The sequence below is a fragment of the Desulfovibrio intestinivivus genome, from assembly GCF_053570665.1.
This window is the reverse complement of the sequence record NZ_JBRBQT010000001.1, coordinates 3,091,432-3,108,616: the sequence shown is the minus strand read 5'-3', so window position 1 is coordinate 3,108,616 and position 17,185 is coordinate 3,091,432. Positions and strand designations below refer to the sequence as shown.

General features: G+C 55.4%; 13 protein-coding genes. 8 read left to right on the top strand and 5 right to left on the bottom strand.

Annotated elements, in window-relative coordinates:
* Positions 1 to 559: 559 nt before the first annotated feature.
* Positions 560 to 1,657: a DUF362 domain-containing protein gene (locus ACUZ9P_RS13235; protein WP_449250053.1), complete on the bottom strand. Its 1,098-nt coding sequence runs from the start codon at positions 1,655 to 1,657 to the stop codon at positions 560 to 562.
* A 215-nt stretch (positions 1,658 to 1,872) separates the two neighbouring features.
* Here ACUZ9P_RS13235 and upp point away from each other — a divergent pair, with 215 nt between their 5' ends.
* From upp to ACUZ9P_RS13220, 3 genes are all read left to right on the top strand, one after another.
* Positions 1,873 to 2,499 carry a uracil phosphoribosyltransferase gene (gene upp, locus ACUZ9P_RS13230; protein ID WP_192111981.1) on the top strand — a complete coding sequence of 209 codons (627 nt, stop codon included), beginning with the start codon at positions 1,873 to 1,875 and terminating at the stop codon, positions 2,497 to 2,499.
* An 11-nt stretch (positions 2,500 to 2,510) separates the two neighbouring features.
* Positions 2,511 to 3,770 carry a uracil-xanthine permease family protein gene (locus ACUZ9P_RS13225; protein ID WP_298993313.1) on the top strand — a complete coding sequence of 420 codons (1,260 nt, stop codon included), beginning with the start codon at positions 2,511 to 2,513 and terminating at the stop codon, positions 3,768 to 3,770.
* Between the two features lie 677 nt (positions 3,771 to 4,447).
* The gene (locus tag ACUZ9P_RS13220; RefSeq protein WP_449250052.1) at positions 4,448 to 5,710 is read left to right on the top strand and encodes a diguanylate cyclase; all 1,263 of its coding nucleotides are present in this window, start codon (positions 4,448 to 4,450) and stop codon (positions 5,708 to 5,710) included.
* Positions 5,711 to 5,878: 168 nt separating this feature from the next.
* On the opposite strand, the gene ACUZ9P_RS13215 is transcribed toward ACUZ9P_RS13220, so the two are convergent.
* A complete protein-coding gene (locus ACUZ9P_RS13215; protein WP_449250051.1) occupies positions 5,879 to 6,838 on the bottom strand; it encodes a LysR family transcriptional regulator in 960 nt (319 codons plus the stop codon).
* A gap of 98 nt (positions 6,839 to 6,936) precedes the next feature.
* Between ACUZ9P_RS13215 and ACUZ9P_RS13210 the strand changes: the two genes are divergently transcribed.
* The 3 genes from ACUZ9P_RS13210 to ACUZ9P_RS13200 all read left to right on the top strand — a co-directional run bounded on the left by ACUZ9P_RS13210 (position 6,937) and on the right by ACUZ9P_RS13200 (position 11,952).
* Positions 6,937 to 7,689: an SDR family oxidoreductase gene (locus ACUZ9P_RS13210; RefSeq protein WP_449250050.1), complete on the top strand. Its 753-nt coding sequence runs from the start codon at positions 6,937 to 6,939 to the stop codon at positions 7,687 to 7,689.
* An 81-nt stretch (positions 7,690 to 7,770) separates the two neighbouring features.
* Complete coding sequence (locus tag ACUZ9P_RS13205) at positions 7,771 to 8,976, top strand: MFS transporter (protein WP_449250049.1); 1,206 nt, start codon at positions 7,771 to 7,773, stop codon at positions 8,974 to 8,976.
* Positions 8,977 to 9,414: 438 nt separating this feature from the next.
* On the top strand, positions 9,415 to 11,952 hold the full coding sequence (locus ACUZ9P_RS13200; protein ID WP_449250048.1) for a glycosyltransferase: 2,538 nt from the start codon (positions 9,415 to 9,417) through the stop codon (positions 11,950 to 11,952).
* Between the two features lie 139 nt (positions 11,953 to 12,091).
* Here the strand turns inward: ACUZ9P_RS13200 and ACUZ9P_RS13195 are convergent, their stop codons facing one another.
* Entirely contained in the window at positions 12,092 to 12,313 is a 222-nt protein-coding gene (locus tag ACUZ9P_RS13195; RefSeq protein WP_298993331.1) for a hypothetical protein, read from the bottom strand.
* 245 nt (positions 12,314 to 12,558) lie between these two features.
* The gene (locus ACUZ9P_RS13190) at positions 12,559 to 13,710 is read right to left on the bottom strand and encodes an HD-GYP domain-containing protein (protein ID WP_449250047.1); all 1,152 of its coding nucleotides are present in this window, start codon (positions 13,708 to 13,710) and stop codon (positions 12,559 to 12,561) included.
* A 337-nt stretch (positions 13,711 to 14,047) separates the two neighbouring features.
* On the opposite strand from ACUZ9P_RS13190, the gene ACUZ9P_RS13185 reads away from it, so the two are divergent.
* Positions 14,048 to 15,133 carry a polysaccharide deacetylase family protein gene (locus ACUZ9P_RS13185; protein ID WP_449250046.1) on the top strand — a complete coding sequence of 362 codons (1,086 nt, stop codon included), beginning with the start codon at positions 14,048 to 14,050 and terminating at the stop codon, positions 15,131 to 15,133.
* A 36-nt stretch (positions 15,134 to 15,169) separates the two neighbouring features.
* A complete protein-coding gene (locus tag ACUZ9P_RS13180) occupies positions 15,170 to 15,814 on the top strand; it encodes an HAD-IA family hydrolase (protein WP_449250045.1) in 645 nt (214 codons plus the stop codon).
* 111 nt (positions 15,815 to 15,925) lie between these two features.
* On the opposite strand, the gene ACUZ9P_RS13175 is transcribed toward ACUZ9P_RS13180, so the two are convergent.
* Positions 15,926 to 17,149 (bottom strand): aspartate kinase, encoded by a 1,224-nt coding sequence (locus tag ACUZ9P_RS13175; protein WP_449250044.1) that lies wholly within the window; start codon positions 17,147 to 17,149, stop codon positions 15,926 to 15,928.
* Positions 17,150 to 17,185 lie beyond the last annotated feature (36 nt).

Sequence of the window (17,185 nt, the reverse complement as noted above, 5' to 3'; positions counted from 1 at the left end):
GCAAAAAAAAGTTGAAGAAGCTCTTATATCCTGAATCCACGCCGAAATGATTGTTTTCAACAAAAATGTAGAAAGCTGAAATTTCGCCGCTTTTGCTGAAAACATGCCGACTACTACAGTTAATTTGTTAGAATGAATTTTTTTTTAAAATAAAAGTAAAATAAAATATTAAAATACTATTTGAAATTTATTAAATATTAAAGTTTTAAATAGTAAAAATAATAATATTATGAATTTTTTTAGAAAAATGGTTGCCCAAAATTTTTTTTGCAATAAAAAATTATTTTTTTGTTTGAAAATAAATTGTAAATTGATTTATAGATACTGATAGTATGAAAAATATTTAATCATAACACACGTAATTCTCATTATTATGACAAAAATATTACAATTTTGTGACAATTTTGTGACGCAGTCTTCTGGAGGCTCCCCGCCATCTGCTCATGCCCATAACTCACGGCAGGGCAGGCAGTGAGAATGCTGGTCAGCAACTACGCATCGCAACACCAAGGCACCTGACCGGGGAGCAATGTGCCCTGATGTTGTAATGCGCAGAGTGCTAGATTTTTTTGAGCTTGTATTCGCGGTTTCCCAGACCCAGCGATTCGCCATAGCTGAGTTGTACCTGCCCGCAGGTGTGCGGCCAGCGGGCAGCGAACTTGTCTGCAACGGGTTGGGCCGAAGCCTCCTGCCCGATGGAGGGGGCTTTTGAAACAAGGTCAAAACAGGCCTGATCCAAGGCGACCGGGTCGGTAGAGGCCAGAATGCCCACATCCGGCACCAGCGGCATATCGCTCCAGGGTGTGCAGTCGCAGTCAGGAGTTACGTTGAGTACAAAGTTGATGTAGCAAACGCTCTTTTTGCGGCCTTTTACAGCGCCATAAGCGTATTCTGTCATGCGCTCTATAAATGGCTGCATTTCTGTTTCCCAATCAATGCTGATGGCTTTTTCTGGGCAAACAGTAATGCATTCAAAGCAGCCGATGCATTTTTCAATGTCAACAACGCTCTTTTTGTTTTTCATACTGAGCGCATGCTGCGGGCACACCTTGACGCACTTGGCGCAGCCAACGCATTTTTTTTCACTGACAGATACGTGGGTGGCGTGTTGCTCTTTTTTGCCGCGTACGGCAGCGCCGCCCATGGCAAGATTCTTGATCGCGCCGCCAAATCCAGCCATTTCATGCCCTTTAAAGTGCGACAGCACCACCATTGCCGGAGCGCGCCGTATCTCGGTAGCGATATGCACGTCTTTGAAATGCTTGGCGTTGATGCGCACGGGTACGTCATTTTCCCCATACAAGCCATCGGCTAGAATGATGGGGGCGTGCACCACCGAAGGCGCGAAGCCATGGGCGTATGCTGTTTGCATGTGGTCAACGGCATTGTGGCGGCTGCCGGAATACAGGGTTGTTGTATCCGTCAGAAATGGTTTGCCGCCTGCTTCCATGATCTTGTTTACTACCTGGCGCACCAGAGTTGGGTTGAGGTGCGTGTCGTTGCCATATTCGCCAAAGTGCAGCTTGATGGCGGTAAGTTCTTTTTTCTTGATGATTTTTTTCAGATTGAGCGCATCGCAGAGGCGCGCTACCTTGGCGATTTTGCTGTCCTCGTGCGACCTGCAGTGCATATCTGCATAATAAACTGTGGCGGGCATGGCGTGGCCTCCATGTGAGGATGTTTAAGGTGCGGCAGGGCAGGGAATCCGGCACGGTTTTGCCCTGTGCAAAGCTTCAAAACACTAGCGCATGCCGCGCAGTCAGGGCAATAAGGCTGTCCGCAAGTATCATTGACACGAGTCGTCATTAAGAATAGCGTAGTCCGGTTTTAATTTTTTCCACTCAGTCAGTTATGCATAGCTAAGGAGGCTTTATGGCCGTTTATGTCGTTGATCATCCTCTTGTGCGCCACAAGTTGGGCATTTTGCGCATGGGGGCCACCTCCACGCGCGAATTTCGTTCTGTTTCCAACGAGATTGCGCGTCTGCTCATTTACGAAGCCACCAAGGGCTTTCGTACAGAAAAGCACACGGTTGAAGGCTGGGCCGGGCCGGTGGAAATTGAAGCCATTTCCGGCAAGATGGTGACGGTTGTTCCCATTCTTCGCGCTGGCCTTGGCCTCATGGACGGCGTGCTGGACATGATCCCCGGCGCCAAGATCAGCGTCGTGGGCCTGTACCGCAACGAGGAAACCCTTGAACCTGTTGAATATTACGTGAAGCTTGCTACCGATATGGATCAGCGGCTTGCCATCATCCTCGACCCCATGCTGGCAACCGGCGGCTCCCTTATTGCCGCCATCAGCCTGCTGAAGCGCCACGGTTGCAAACAGATTTGCAGTCTCAACCTTGTGTGCGCGCCCGAAGGGATTGCCAAGGTCAAGGCCGCCCATCCGGATGTGGATATCTACACCGCCGCCATTGACGATCATCTGAACGAAAACGGCTATATCATTCCTGGTCTCGGCGATGCCGGCGACCGTATCTTCGGAACCAAGTAGCGAGGGGCCCCATGAGCACAGCCAGTACGCGGCGCGAGATTGCACCCACTGACTATAATTTTCGCTTCAGGGATTGTCTTATAGGCGCGCAGATGCTCTTTGTGGCCTTTGGCGCTCTGGTTCTTGTTCCCCTGTTGACCGGGCTTGACAGCAACGTGGCTCTTTTCACCGCTGGTGTGGGCACCTTGCTGTTTCAGGTCTGCACACGAGGCAAGGTACCCATTTTTCTTGCTTCGTCCTTTGCCTTTATTGCGCCCATCATTTACGGCGTTCAGACCTGGGGCATGGCGCAAACCCTTGGCGGGCTTGTTTGCTCCGGTCTGGTATATTTTCTTTTGAGCGGGCTTATCCGCTGGCGCGGCACGGATGTGGTGCTGCGTGTGCTGCCGCCCATTGTGACCGGCCCGGTTATTATGGTTATCGGCCTTATCCTGGCCCCGGTGGCGGTGCACATGGCCCTGGGCAGAACAGGCGATGGCGCGGTTGTGCTGGTGCCTGAAAACACGGCCCTGTGGATTTCCATGACGTCGCTGGCCGTTACCGTGCTGGTGTCGCTCATGGGCAAGGGCTTTTTGCGGCTTATGCCCATTTTGTGCGGCATTGCGGCGGGCTTTATTGTTTCGATGTTTTTCGGCGTGGGCGATTGGACAAAGGTTGCCGCAACCCCGTGGTTGCAGATGCCCTCGTTTACCTTCCCCGAGTTCGCCTGGGAACCCATACTGTTTATCATGCCTATTACACTTGCTCCGGCCATTGAGCACTTTGGCGATGTTGTCGCCATCAGCTCCATTACCGGGCGCGATTACCTGAAAGACCCCGGCGTCCACGCCACCATGTTTGGCGATGGCGTTGCCACCATGGCTGCCGGTTTTGTGGGCGGCCCGCCCTGCACCACCTATGCCGAGGTTATCGGTGCGGTGAGCCTTACGCGGGTGTTCAACCCCGCCGTGATGACCTGGGCTGCCATGTGTTCAATTTTGCTGTCGTTTGTGGCCAAAATCGGCGCGTTCCTTGGCTCCATTCCCGTGCCTGTCATGGGCGGCATCATGATTCTGCTGTTCGGCGCGATCATGGTTGTGGGCCTGAACACTCTGGTGCGGGCTGGCAAGGATCTGATGGAGCCGCGCAACATGATCATTGTCGCGCTTATCATCATCTTTGGCGTGGGTGGCATGCAGTTCAGCATCGGTTCGTTCAAGCTTGGCGGCATCGGCCTTGCGGCGGTTACGGGCGTTCTGCTCAATCTGCTGTTGCCCAGAAGCCGCACCTAGATAAAGAGTTTTTGCGACGCGGTTTTGTAACGTTCGCGCTGATCAGGCGCAGCATATGGCTGATCTGGCCTGATCCCTTTTCTATGCGATTCAGCTGATGGGTTTTGTCTGTCTGCGGGCGGCATGGCGTACTTCGCTGTGCCGCCCTGTTTTTTTGCGAAGTCATTGGGCAGGATGGGGCGAAGGCCGGAGGCAATGAGGCATGTGGGCCGCACAGTGCATTCAGGGCTATGAAATTTTTGGGGATTGCCGCACGTTGGTATCAATACGACACGGGGTTGATAGATATGCCATGCATTATATTTTTACCGCTTGGGCAAGTGCTGTAGATAATATACTGCAATAATAATTTATCATCACACGTAATTATAATAATTGTGTGTAGCTAATAAATGAAATAGAATATTTTTAAATAAATATTGCGTATAAAGTTCTTGATTTGTTAGTATATATCTGTATTAATGCTCAAAATACAGTAATTTTTCGCATAAATATTATTTTTTTAATAAAAACATATTGAATATATATGAAATCGTATAAATAAAGTGTGGCCTAAAACATCTGTACCTGAGCGGAAAAAATCGGTATAGAGATATCCCCCAAGTTTGGATGGGCCTGCCAGCCAGCAGACCATTGTCAAAATCTCTTTTCTTTTTTGGGTAAATCCCGAGTCGCCAATGCAGCGTAGTAGTAATCATCAGTCCTGGGAATGGGTAGCCGGGCCAGATTTGTGTTATTGCGACGATGTCCCCTTCAAGTCCGCAATTCTTGGCATTCCAACGGTAAAAGGGCAGTCCTTGTTTTTCGGCATGGACCCCGCTGACCAGCAGATGGCCCTGGAAACCCTCATGGATGAATATGGCGAGCCTCGCGCCTTTTCAAACGTGATCGGCCATTATGTGCGGAAAAGCGATGGGGTGCTGTTTCTGCTGGAAATGAGTGGAGAGCCTCTGTTTGATGATGGTTACGGCCTGATGGGATTTAAAGGCGTAGAGCGGGTTATTGCCAACATTGCCCTGTATTCTGCGGGAATTTCCACATCCATTGATCTGGATACCATCTACGCCACCGCTCCCATTGCCATGTGCGTTGTTGACCGCAACGGTGTGCTTATTTCTGCCAACGAGCACCATGTGCAGCTCTCCGGGCGGTCATTGTTTGACACAAGCGGCGCGCATATTTCTTTGTTGCACCCGGAGCTGGAAGCAAACATCCAGAGTGATTTTTGCAATCTTGATACGGGTGGGCGGGTTTCTGACCATGAAGTAAGCATCGACAACAGGGATTACGCTGTTTCCGTCACGCCTGTTCGCAATGCCTCAGGTACCATAACCGCGCTTTCGCTGGCGTATTTTGATATTACAGAGCGCAAAACGCTGGAACGCAAACTCAAGGAAGCCAACGAGCGCCTGCGCCATATGTCCATTCACGACCACCTCACGGGCGCGTATAACAGAAGATTTTTTGACGCCATCCTGCGCAGGGAGGCTGCCGTGTGCAACCGCCGCGCGGGCAACCTTTCAGTGATCCTCATAGATATCGACTTTTTCAAGTTTTATAACGACAAGTATGGGCATCTGGCGGGCGACGAATGTCTGGCACAGGTCGCCAGAACCATGAAGGATTCGTTGGAAGATATGGGGGGCGAGCTGTTTCGCTATGGCGGCGAGGAGTTTGCCGTGGTGCTGCCTGAATGCGATGACCGCAATGCCCATGAGGTATGCGAAACTTTGCGGACAGCGGTGTGTGATCTCAAAACGCCCCACGCGGGCAGCGATCGCAACTATGTGACCATAAGTGCGGGGGTGGCCACAGTGCAGAGCCAGTTTGAAAAGGTGTCGCCTTCCCAGCTTGCGGCTAAAATCCTTGAAGCCGCCGATAAGGCGCTTTACGAGGCCAAAAATTCCGGGCGCAACAGAGTGAAAACCAGCACCGTGTAAGACATTTTTTCTCGTGACGATTCTTGTAACGCTTTCCTGCCGCATCCCGCTTGGGGAGGGCAGGATTTTTTTGTGGGTTTGTTGTGTTAGGTCACCTTTCCCTTCCAATCCCCTCCATCTGGAACCGTTTTAACGCTTCTGGGCTGTCGGCACACCATTTGCCGCGGCCTAGCCCTTGCTTTGCTTATTGTTGCCTGTGCATGGGCACACGCAAGGCCGCGCCAGCAGCTCCTTTACGTTTTCTGTCATAAAATCCACCAAGGCTCGCACACGCAGGGGCAAACCTTTTTGTACCGGGTAAACCACATGGGCGGGCAGTTCACGCGCGCGCCATTGAGGCAACAGGCGCACCAGCCGCCCCGCAGCGAGGTCTTCCGTCACCAGCCAGCCCGGCAGGGGGGACACCCCAAGTCCCAGCAGGGCCGCTTCGCGCAAGGCGGTAACGCCCTCTGCCGTCAGCACGGGGTTTACATGCAGGGTTTGCTCCTCGCCTGATTCAGTAAAAAGGGTGATGTTGCGCGCGCCGCCAAAAACTTCTGTGCCCAGCGTGAGCCAGGGCCAGGCTGCAATGTCGCCCGGTGTTTCAGGCAGTTGCCTGCCCTCAAGAAATACGGGCGCTGCAACTGGATACCTGCGTATCATGCCCAATGGTCTGGCGATAACCGTTTCATCGGCAACGCTGCCGGCTACCACGCCGGCGTCGCAGCCTTCTTCAAGCATGTGCAAGGGCCTGTTTGAGTACACCAGATCAACGGTGATGGCAGGATTTTGCAGCATGAATCGGGCCAGAAACTTGCTGACCACGCTCTGCCCGAAGTCGATGGTGGAGAAAAAGCGGATATGCCCCATGAGGGCGGTCTGATCCACACGCAGGCGGCGTTCGCATTCTTCAGCCATGTTCAGCATGGCGCGGGCATCGGTGAGCACCTTTGCGCCCATGTCTGTGAGGTGCATGCGGTGTGTATCGCGCCGCAGCAACACGGTGCCGCATTCGGCCTCAATCTGCGCAAGCTGGCGGCTGAGGGTTGGCTGGGTAAGGCCCATGTTGCGGGCCGCCGCCGAGATGCTGCCGCTTTCGGCAATGCTTACAAAACTACGCAACAGGGCCAGATTTGAAAATATTGTCATACGTAATCCGTATAACCAATATGAATGCCATGCGTCTACCAATTATCCGCCTCAAGCAGCATTGTGCTTTCAACAAAGCAAACCAAGTGGAGGCACACATGACCATGCAGACTTCATCACCCAATGCGGCCATTGTTACCGGCGCGGCGCGCGGCATTGGCGCGGCCATTGCCCGGCGGCTGGCTGGGGACGGCCTGGCAGTTGTCGTCAACTACGCCAGCAGTGCGGGCAAGGCCGAGGCCCTGGCGGCTGATATATGCGCCCAGGGAGGCCGCGCCCTTGCCGTCAAGGCCGATGTGACGGTTCCCGAGCAGGCGGCAGACTTGTTCTCTGCCTGCGAAGGCGCGTTCGGCACTGTGAGGGTGCTTGTAAACAACGCAGGGCTGATGCAGCCCGGCATGGTGCCGCTGGCGCAGACGGACGATACGCTGTTTGACCGCATCGTGAGCACCAATATCAAGGGCGTGTTCAATATGCTGCGGCTGGCTGCGGCCCGCATGCAGGAAGGCGGGCGCATTATCAATCTTTCCACCAGCGTCAACCGTCTTGCCCTGCCGGGATACGCCGTCTATGCGGCTACAAAGTCCGCTGTGGAAACCATGACCGGCATCTTTTCCAAAGAGCTGCGGGGCCGCGACATCACGGTCAACGCTGTGGCCCCCGGCCCCACAGCCACGGACCTGTTTTTTGAGGGCAAAACTGAAGGGCAGGTCGAGGCAATGGCAAAGTTGCCGCCGCTGGAACGCCTTGCCCAGCCGGAAGATATCGCCTTTGTGGCGGCCTTTCTGGCAGGCAGGGACGGCGGCTGGATCAACGGGCAGACCATCCGGGCCAATGGCGGCATGGTGTAGGTTCGCGACAAATTTTTCATATCGGGTACATGCCGCGCATATCGCGCGCAACTCTCGCAAGCAGATATAAAGGAACATGCTATGAAGACGGAAACCACAGCCCCGCAGCAGAACGGGTCGCTTATATACCTGCTGGCTCTGGCCGCAGGATTGGCCGTAGCCAACATCTATTACAACCAGCCAGTGCTGGGGCTGATCGCCGGGGAACTCAAGGGCGGCGACCATGTGGGCCTTGTGGCCACCATCACCCAGATGGGCTACACCCTTGGGCTTCTGTTTCTTGTGCCCCTGTGCGACACGCTGAACAGAAAAAAACTGGTTCTGACGCTCTGCGCGCTGCTGGTGGTTTCCGCAGCTCTTGCGGCTCTGGCGCCGGGGATGGCGGTGCTCATGGCGGCCTCGGCTGGTATGGGGGTGGCAGCCACCATTACGCAGATGGTGGTTCCCATGGCCGCTGACCTTGCCAGGGAAGGCGAGCGCGGCAAGGCCGTTGGCATTGCCTTCAGCGGTGTTTTGTGCGGCATATTGCTGGCACGTGTGGTGTCTGGCGCGGTGGGCCAGTGGCTGGGCTGGCGCGAGGCTTTCTGGCTGGCTTGCGCCTTTGCCGTGCTGCTGAGCGCGCTGCTTGCATGGCGCTTGCCTGATCTGCCGCGCAAGTCGAGCTTGCCCTACGGGCGGTTACTGGTCTCCATGCTGCAACTTTTGCGGGATTACCGTGCGCTGCGCTATGCCTCCATTATTCAGGCTTGTGTGTTCGGGGCTTTCAGCGCCTTCTGGTCAGTGCTTGCGCTGTATCTGCAAGGCCCGGCTTATGGGCTTGGCGCAAGCGTGGCGGGTTCGTTCGGGATTGTGGGGCTGGTGGGCGTGCTGGCAGCGCAGGCCGGGGGCAGGCTGACAGACCGCTTTGGCGTCAGGTGCGGCGTGTTGATCGGCGCGCTCACAAGCATCGCGGCTTTCGGCATCATGAGCTTCAGCGGCATGACCGCCCTTGTGCTGGGGGTTATTGTGCTTGACTTCGGCGTGTCCATTGCGCAGGTGTCCAATCAGTCGCTCATTCTGGGCTTGTCTGAATCGGCGCGCGGCAGAGTGAACACCATTTACATGACGGTATTTTTTCTGGGTGGGTCGCTGGGTTCGGCTGCGGCCAGCCAGGCCTGGGCGGCATATCGCTGGCCCGGCGTCATGCTCACGGGCGGCGCTTTTGCCTTGGCAGGCCTGTTTTTTCATCTGCTGGAAAGACGCTGTAACTGCCCCTCGGCGCGTACTCCCGCTCAGGAGTGTTGTTAAGCCCGCGCCCTTGCGCCTTGCAGTTCAGCCCCGCTGGTCTTTTTTACCTGGAATCATAACTGGGCTGGCGCAAAAAGGAAGGCTTTCGCCTTCCTTTTTGCGTTTGCAAGGACTTGTGGACTGAGGTCAGCCGCAAAGCGCCGTCGTTTAAGCGCTGATTGTTACAGTTAAATGGTACGTGTCGGTTTAAGGATTTGATTTCAGCCTGTTAGCAACGTTAAGGCATCGCACAAAAGCCCGATAACCTTCACGCTGCCAGCACACAAGCCCTCTGGATTTTTTCTATAGTGCAGGGCATGCAATACCCAGTACGCATCCGCATCATTTCAGGCAACGCTGTAAACGGCGGATGTGTCGCGCCGTTACGGCAACGTAGTTGCTGACGGCGTGATGATGGCGGAATCGCGAATGGCCACAGCACATTCAGGAGGAAGCCGCATGTTCCCAAGCCCAGACGGAAAGCAGAGTGATTCCAGCCCGTTCAATGCCTCGTTCTGCGTAGATCTGCACGTCCATTCCCGCCATTCAACCTGCCCCTCGCAGTGGATTCTGCAAAAGATCGGCTGCGGCGAAAGTTACACACCTCCCCGCAAGATTTACGACATCGCCAGAGCCAGGGGCATGGACTACGTTACGATTACAGATCACGACACCATTGCTGGCGCGCTGGAAATCGCCCATTTGTCGCAGACCTTCATCAGCGAAGAAATTTCGGCCTACTTTCCTGAGGACAAGTGCGAGATTCACGTGCTCGCCTGGGATATCACGGAATCGCAGCACCGGGAGATAACCCAGCTCAGGGGCAACATCTTTGAGCTTGTTCCCTACCTGATGGGGCAGGGCATTGCCCATGCCTGCGCGCATCCCCTGTGCGCGGCCAATAACCGGTTGACCCTGGGCCATGTGGAGCAGCTCATACTGCTGTTTTCAGTTTTTGAACTTAACGGTGCGCGCAATAATGTGCAGAATGACGCGCTGCGCCAGATTGTGGCCGACCTGACCCCGGAATCCACAGCCAGAATGGAAGAAAAGCACGGTCTTGACGCGCTTGTTGCTCAGCCCTGGCGCAAGAGCTTTGTGGCCGGGTCTGACGACCATTCCTCCTGCAATATCGCCAGAAGTTCCACCGTGATAGAAGTCCCCCGCGCGGAACTGGGCTGCTCGGGCCACGCTCCGGCTTCGGCCTTGCTACGGGCTGTCATGGCGGGGGGCACCACGCCCCGGGTCATACCTGCAACGCCGCTGGGCTTTGCCCATAATCTGTATGCCATCGGCTACCAGTTCTATAAAAATTCCACGGGGCTCGCGCAGGATATCAACAACAGCACAGTGCTGCGCTTTGCTGAAAACATGCTTACGGGCAAGCCAGACACGCGCACCCGCAACATCAAGACGCGCGTCATGTCCATTGGCGGATTTTTGCTCAACTGCGGCAGATGGGTGTCCCGCTCTGAGAAAAGCATGCAGGAAAACATGCTTGAGGCGGCTGGCAGGGCCATTGCCCAATCTCCGGAGCTTGCCGTGGCGGCGGACAGCGTCAACGTCATTGTGCCGCAGGAGCGCATGCCCCGGCGTGAGGCGTTGCTGGCCCGTTTTGTGGGCGATGTGGCGGAAAATGTGCAGCTTGCCTGCGCCAATTCTGTTTTGTCCGATGTGCTCAAGGGAAATTTTTTCAATGTGTTCAAGCTGGTGGGAGCTATGGGATCGCTCTACGCCATGCTTGCCCCTTATGGCATTGGCTATTCGCTTTTTGCGCAGGATAAAATGTTTACGCGCGAATGCCTGCGCCGTTTTCGGCCTAGGGACGCCAGATCCGACACGGCGGACAGGGCCGCCATTGCCCACTTTACAGATACCTATCTTGAGGTGAACGGCGTTGCCAAAACCCTGCAATCCATGCTGCCCCTGGCGCGGGAGCAGGGCAAGAAAATGGATATCCTCACCTGCGTTCGGGCAGAAAATGTGACAAGCAGTCACTCCGATGGGCTTGGCCCCATAAATTTCAACCCCACGGGCAGTTTTTCCATCCCTGAATATCCCGAGCTGACGTTGCACTATCCGCCCGCACTTAAAATTGTGCAGCACTGCTATGAGAGTGGTTACACCCTGCTGCACTCCGCAACGCCCGGCCCCATGGGGCTCGCGGCCCTGCTGACGGCAAAAATGCTCAAGCTGCCCATCCACGCCACCTATCACACGGCATTTCCGCAGTACATTTTGGAGCTGACGGGCGACACATCGCTGGAGGAAGCCACATGGCGGTATGTGTACTGGTACTATAACCAGATGGATGTGGTCTTTGCGCCTTCGGCTGCTACCATGAAGGAACTGATCTCCCACGGTCTGCCAGAGGAAAAAATCCGCCTCTATCCCCGTGGGGTGGACGCCTCGCGCTACACGCCCGCCTGGTGCAACAGCGGGCGGGAAAGTGCTCAGGGTACACGTTTTTTGTATGTGGGGCGGCTCTCAAGAGAAAAAAGCGTCAACCGTCTTGTGGATGCCTTCAGGATGGTGCTGGAGCATATCCCCGGCGCGCAGATGACCATTGTGGGCGACGGCCCGCAGGCGGGGGAACTGCAGGCGCAGGCTGCGGACATGCCCGTGACCTTTACGGGTTATCTGAGCGGTGCTGCGCTTGTACAGGCCTATGAAGAAGCCGACATCTTTGTTTTCCCTTCAACCACAGATACGTATGGCAAGGTTGTGCTGGAGGCGCAGGCTGCGGGGTTGGCAGTGGTGGTGAGCGGGCAGGGCGGCCCCAGAGAAAACGTGGTGCCGGATAAAAGCGGCATAGTTGTGCGGCAGGAAACGGCAGAGGCCTATGCCTCGGCCATGGTGGCTCTGGCAAGCGATGAGGCCATGCTGTTTGCCATGAAGCGCGAGGCCCGCTGCTATGCAGAATCGCGCAGTTCGCAAAAGGCCTTTGCCGCCCAGTGGAAGCTCATTGAAACCCTGACGCCGCAAGCCTGCTGGTAGCTTTTGCGGCATGACGCAAGGCCAGCCTGGCAAGTTTGCACTGCACTGGCGCTGTATCTGACAGCTCCGGCAGCAAAATGCCGCAAGACTGGATTTGATATCAACCTGACCGCCCTTGGCAGAATGCCCGGGGCGGTTTTTAGTCGCTGATTCTGCTCACAAGGCGGGCCAGTACATCGGGGCCATCCTTGAGGAGCCTTTCGCGCATGACAGAAGCCTCGCTGAAGGTAATTTCCTCAAGCAGGTCTTTGCCTTTCTCCGGATTGCTGGAAATGATGGCTTCAAAGGTCTGGGCCACAGCTCCCTCATCACGGCCAGTCAGCTGGCTGAGGGCACCAATCAAAACATCAACTCTGCGCATGAAAATTATCCTTAAGCCTGATGCGTTTTGACATTGCAAATTCCGGGGCAGGGCGTTGCCGCATCCCAGGTGGTGAACATGCTGAAATAGCAGGTTTATCCCGTAGCCGATGTATAGCGTTTACAGCACCTGCGGGCAAGCCCGGATGTGTATAAGAAATGTCATTGCGTATTTGTGGCAGAAAATGTCGTAGCTTGCTGGCTGAGCGGCTAAAAAGTGTTTGTCTGCACGACCAGTAACCTGACCTACGCAGGGCCGCCCAGTAACAATGGTATGTCAAAATGCGCAGATTCGGCAGCAGAAAGAGACCGCGTGATGCGCAGGCCAATATAGCGCGTGAGGTCAACAAACTGCGGCTGAATGGTGCGTCCATCCGGGTCTCGCGCCACAAGAACGCAGGGTTGGGCGGGGAAATTGGGGTTGGAGCGGCACACAATGCCCTGGTGTTCGTTTGAGAGTTCCACAGCAGTACCCACGGGGAAAATGCCCACCATCTTGATGAAGCGTTCCACATAGCCGGGTGCCCAGGCCTGGCCGCGCATTTTGTACATCATGCCCAGCGCCTTGTTGGGGGCCAATGCTCCTTTGTAAACACGCTTGGACGAAAGCGCGTCATACACGTCGCTGAGCGAAAGAATACGTCCAAAAACGCCAATCTGCTTGCCAGAAAGCCGATTGGGATAGCCCGTACCATTGTGTTTTTCGTGGTGCTGCGCGATGCCTTCAATGGCTTCATGCTCAACACTTGAAAACTGTTTGATTTTTTCAACACCAAGCAGCACATGCGACCGCATGACCTCAAATTCCTGAAACGTCAGGGAGCGGGGCGCGGTGAGAATTTCGTTGGGAATCAGCGCCTTGCCGTAATCGTGCAGCAGCCCGGCCAGCCCCACGTTGTGCAGGCGGTCATCGGGCATACCCAGAAAATTGGCAAAGGCCACAGCAAAAATGGTTACGTTGACGCTGTGGGCGTAGGTGTATTCGTCTGTTTTTTTGAGCAGCGAAAGCGTCACCAGCGCGTCAACGTTGCGCGAAAGGCTTTTGATGATGTCGCCTACCAGCGGGCGCGCAAAGGTAAGATCAAGCGCGCCGCCTCTGGCGGATTCGAGAAAGTTTTTCACATTCTCGTAGGCGTCTTCATAAATTCTGTTGGCGGCCTGTAGTTCTATGGCAAGCGGGGTATTTGGCTGGGGAGCAGCGGAATTTTCATCGCGTGAGCGTTCCGGGTCGTAGTATGCTTCGGCAAATCCCTGAAGGATTATGCCGCTGATCTCATCGTCCGAAGCCAAAATTCCCTCCTGCATATACAGCAGGGGGGCTTTCAGCCATGATATCCCAGGATCAACAATATACATCCCCGGGCGTAGGGTTGAAACGGGTATTTTGATGTGGGACATGTGGTCTTGATCGCCTGGATATAAGTTTTTGCCTTGATCTTCGCAGATAGCAAACCCCGCAGTAATGCCCACGCAAGGCCAACACGCCGCCGCAAATACATTTTGAAATTATGCGATATTTGAAAAATAAATTCAACACGCAATTTGCTGAGAATTAATTCTTATGATTACAGGTGAGTATAGATGCCGCTCGTCACGCTTGTGGGCTGATTGTGTAAAGGATATAGACCTGCTTGGCAGAAAAAGGCTTCACCATGTGTGCAGCGCACTAATCTGTAAGCTATAGTTCCCAAAAGTTGCTGTTTGACGCCGTAGTGCGGCGCAGGAGTTTCCCTCTATGTTCAGCTCAGTCAGCTTGGTTTTGCGGTTGCGGCATACCGTTGCTCTTTCGGCAGGCGTGTTTTGCATTTTAGCGGGCATATGCGCTGCCCTGGTGGGGCAACCCGCAGTTGCTGCTCCTGTTGCTGCAGATGCTGCGTCTACTGCCCCGGCTATTGCTTCGTCTGCTCCGGCCCCCTCATGGGCGCCCGATGCGCAGGATGCCCGCAAGGCTTTGCGCAACGATGCAACCCCGCCCGTCAAACGCGAACCTTCAGTGATGCTTCCTCCGCTCGGGCCTGACGCGGTGGGTACCATCCGGCGGGTAGCGCTGGCAGATGGGGCCAAGGTGGTTGCTCTTACCTTTGATCTTTGCGAGCTGGATACAGTCACCACCGGCTGCGATATGGATATTCTCGGTTTTTTGCGGGCCGAGCATATCCCGGCCACGCTCTTTATGGGCGGCAAGTGGATGCGCACCCATTCCCGCCGGGTGCTGCAAATCATGACCGAGCCGCAGTTTGAAATAGCCAACCATGCGTGGTCGCACGGCAATTTTGCCCTGCTTTCGCCAGCTGGCCTGCGCGCCCAGGTTTTGTGGACGCAGGCCCAGTATGAGCTGCTGCGCGAGGAGGCCTTGCGCGAAGCCAGGGCGCAGGGCCGCCCGGAACCGGTCATGCAGCCTGTGCCCACACTGTTTCGTTTGCCCTACGGGCGTTGCAGCGACCAGTCTTTGCAGGCGCTGGCAAAGCTGGGCATGCAAGTGGTGCAGTGGGATGTGGTGGCGGAATCCGGCGCGGACAATACCAATATCGAGCATGCGCGGCGCGAGGCCCATCTGGTTGCCTCGCAGGTCAAACCGGGTTCCATACTGCTGTTCCACGCCAATCTGGTGCCCAAGGGCTCTGCGCAACTGTTGCGCGAGACTGTGGCGGAACTGCGCCGCAGAGGCTACAATTTCGTTTCTGTGAGTACCCTGCTGGGCATGGGGGTTCCGCAACGCACCATGAACGGCTATTTTACATCGCCGGGCGACAACAAGGCGCTGGACAGCAAATTCGGTGTTGACGGCACCGGGCGGCATACGCCCTTTAGCGGCGAGTAGCCATTCGCCTGAAACCGGAAGCAAGGAATCCCCTTCGTGAAGCAATACCTTTTTTTTGATCTTGACGGCACGGTGACAGACTCCAAGACCGGCATCATCCGCTCTGTGCAGCATGCCCTGCAGTATTTTGGCGTTTCCCGCGCTGACGATGACCTGCTGTACTTTATCGGCCCCCCGCTGAAGGATTCGTTCGGCAAGCTGTTTGGGGGCGACACTGCCAAGGCTGAACTGGCCGTGCAGAAATACCGTGAATATTATTCAGTCACGGGTATATTTGAAAATGCGCTTTATGACGGCGTGGCAGACATGCTGGCCGATCTGCGGCGCGAAGGCCGGGTGTTGTCGCTGGCTACATCCAAGCCGGAACCCTTTGCCCAGCGCATTCTGGAGCATTTTGGCATTGCCGGCCTGTTTGACCATGTGGCGGGAGCGGAGCTGACCGGCCCGCGCAACAGCAAAACGTCCGTGCTGCGGCATGCCTGCGGCCTGTGCGGCGTTGCGGATATGGCGCAATGCCTGATGGTGGGCGACAGAAAATATGACATTCTTGGCGCGCATGCCGTGGGTATGGACGGCGTGGGTGTACTCTATGGCTACGGTTCGCGCGGCGAGCTTGAAGAAGCCGGGGCGGACAAATTGTGCGAAGACGTTCCCGCCCTGCGGAAACTGCTCCTTGCCTGATTGTTGCCACGATCCGGAATCGGGCCTCAGATAACAAAAGATAACAAAAAAACTCCCCGCAAGCGGGGAGTTTTTTTTGTTCAATATGCCGGTAAACTGTATGGCAGGCGTCTAGCCAAGATCCCAGTCCAGCCCGAAGGTGTCGTGCAGAATGCGCACGGCAAGCTCAACGTATTTTTCCTGAATCAGAATGGTAATTTTGATTTCAGAGGTGCTGATCATAAGGATATTGATGCCTTCCTGAGTCAGCGCGGCAAAGGCCCGCGCGGCAACTCCGGAATGGTTGCGCATGCCCACGCCGATGGCGGAAACCTTGGACACGCTCACGTCGTGCAGCACTTCGCGCGCGCCGGTCTTTTGGGCGACTTCTTCCATCATCTGCAAGGTCTGCTTGAGATCCTTGCGCGAGATGGTGAAGGTCATGTCGGTGTGGCCGTCCTGGCTGGTGTTCTGCACGATCATGTCGACCAGAATGCCCTTTTCGGAAAGAGGGCCAAACACCGCCGCAGCCGTACCGGGCACGTCGGGAAGGTCGCGCAGGGTCACGCGGGCCTGATCTTTGTCATATGCAATGCCGGAAACGAGTACGGCTTCCATGGTGGAGTCCTCCTGAGTGACAAGCGTGCCTGGATCATCGCTGAACGTAGAGCGCACGCGCACGGGAACCTTATATTTTTTGGCAAATTCTACCGAGCGGATGTGCAGCACCTTGGCCCCCATGCTTGCCATTTCAAGCATTTCCTCATAGGCAACGCGGTCCATTTTGCGGGCCGTGGAGCAGATGTTGGGGTCGGTGGTGTAAACGCCGTCAACGTCGGTGTAAATGTCGCATTCCACAGAGCCGAGGGAGGCGGCAAGCGCCACCGCCGAGGTGTCCGAACCGCCGCGCCCGAGCGTGGTGATGCGGCCATCTTCTGTGCAACCCTGAAACCCGGCGACCACAAGCACATCGTAGTCGTCGAGGTATTTGCGCAGGGAGTTGCTGTCGATGGAGCGAATGCGCGCACGGCCAAAATCGTTGTCCGTGGTGATGGGAATCTGCCAGCCGAGCAGCGAGCGGGCGCGGATGCCCGCATCTTTGAGCAGCATGGTGAACAGGCTGATGGAAACCTGTTCGCCAGTGGAAACGAGCGAATCAATTTCCGCGCGGTCAGGCGTGGAAGACCATTCATCAGCAAGGGCAAGCAGCTTGTTGGTGTCGCCAGCCCGCGCCGAAAGCACTGCAATGACCTTATACCCCTTGGCAAGGCCTCCCAGCACTTTCTCGCGTACCTGCTTCATGCACTCCAGCTTGGCAACGGAAGTGCCGCCAAATTTCTGGACCAGAATTTTCATGCCTGTATCCATTGTCCTCAATCCTTGATGGGTACA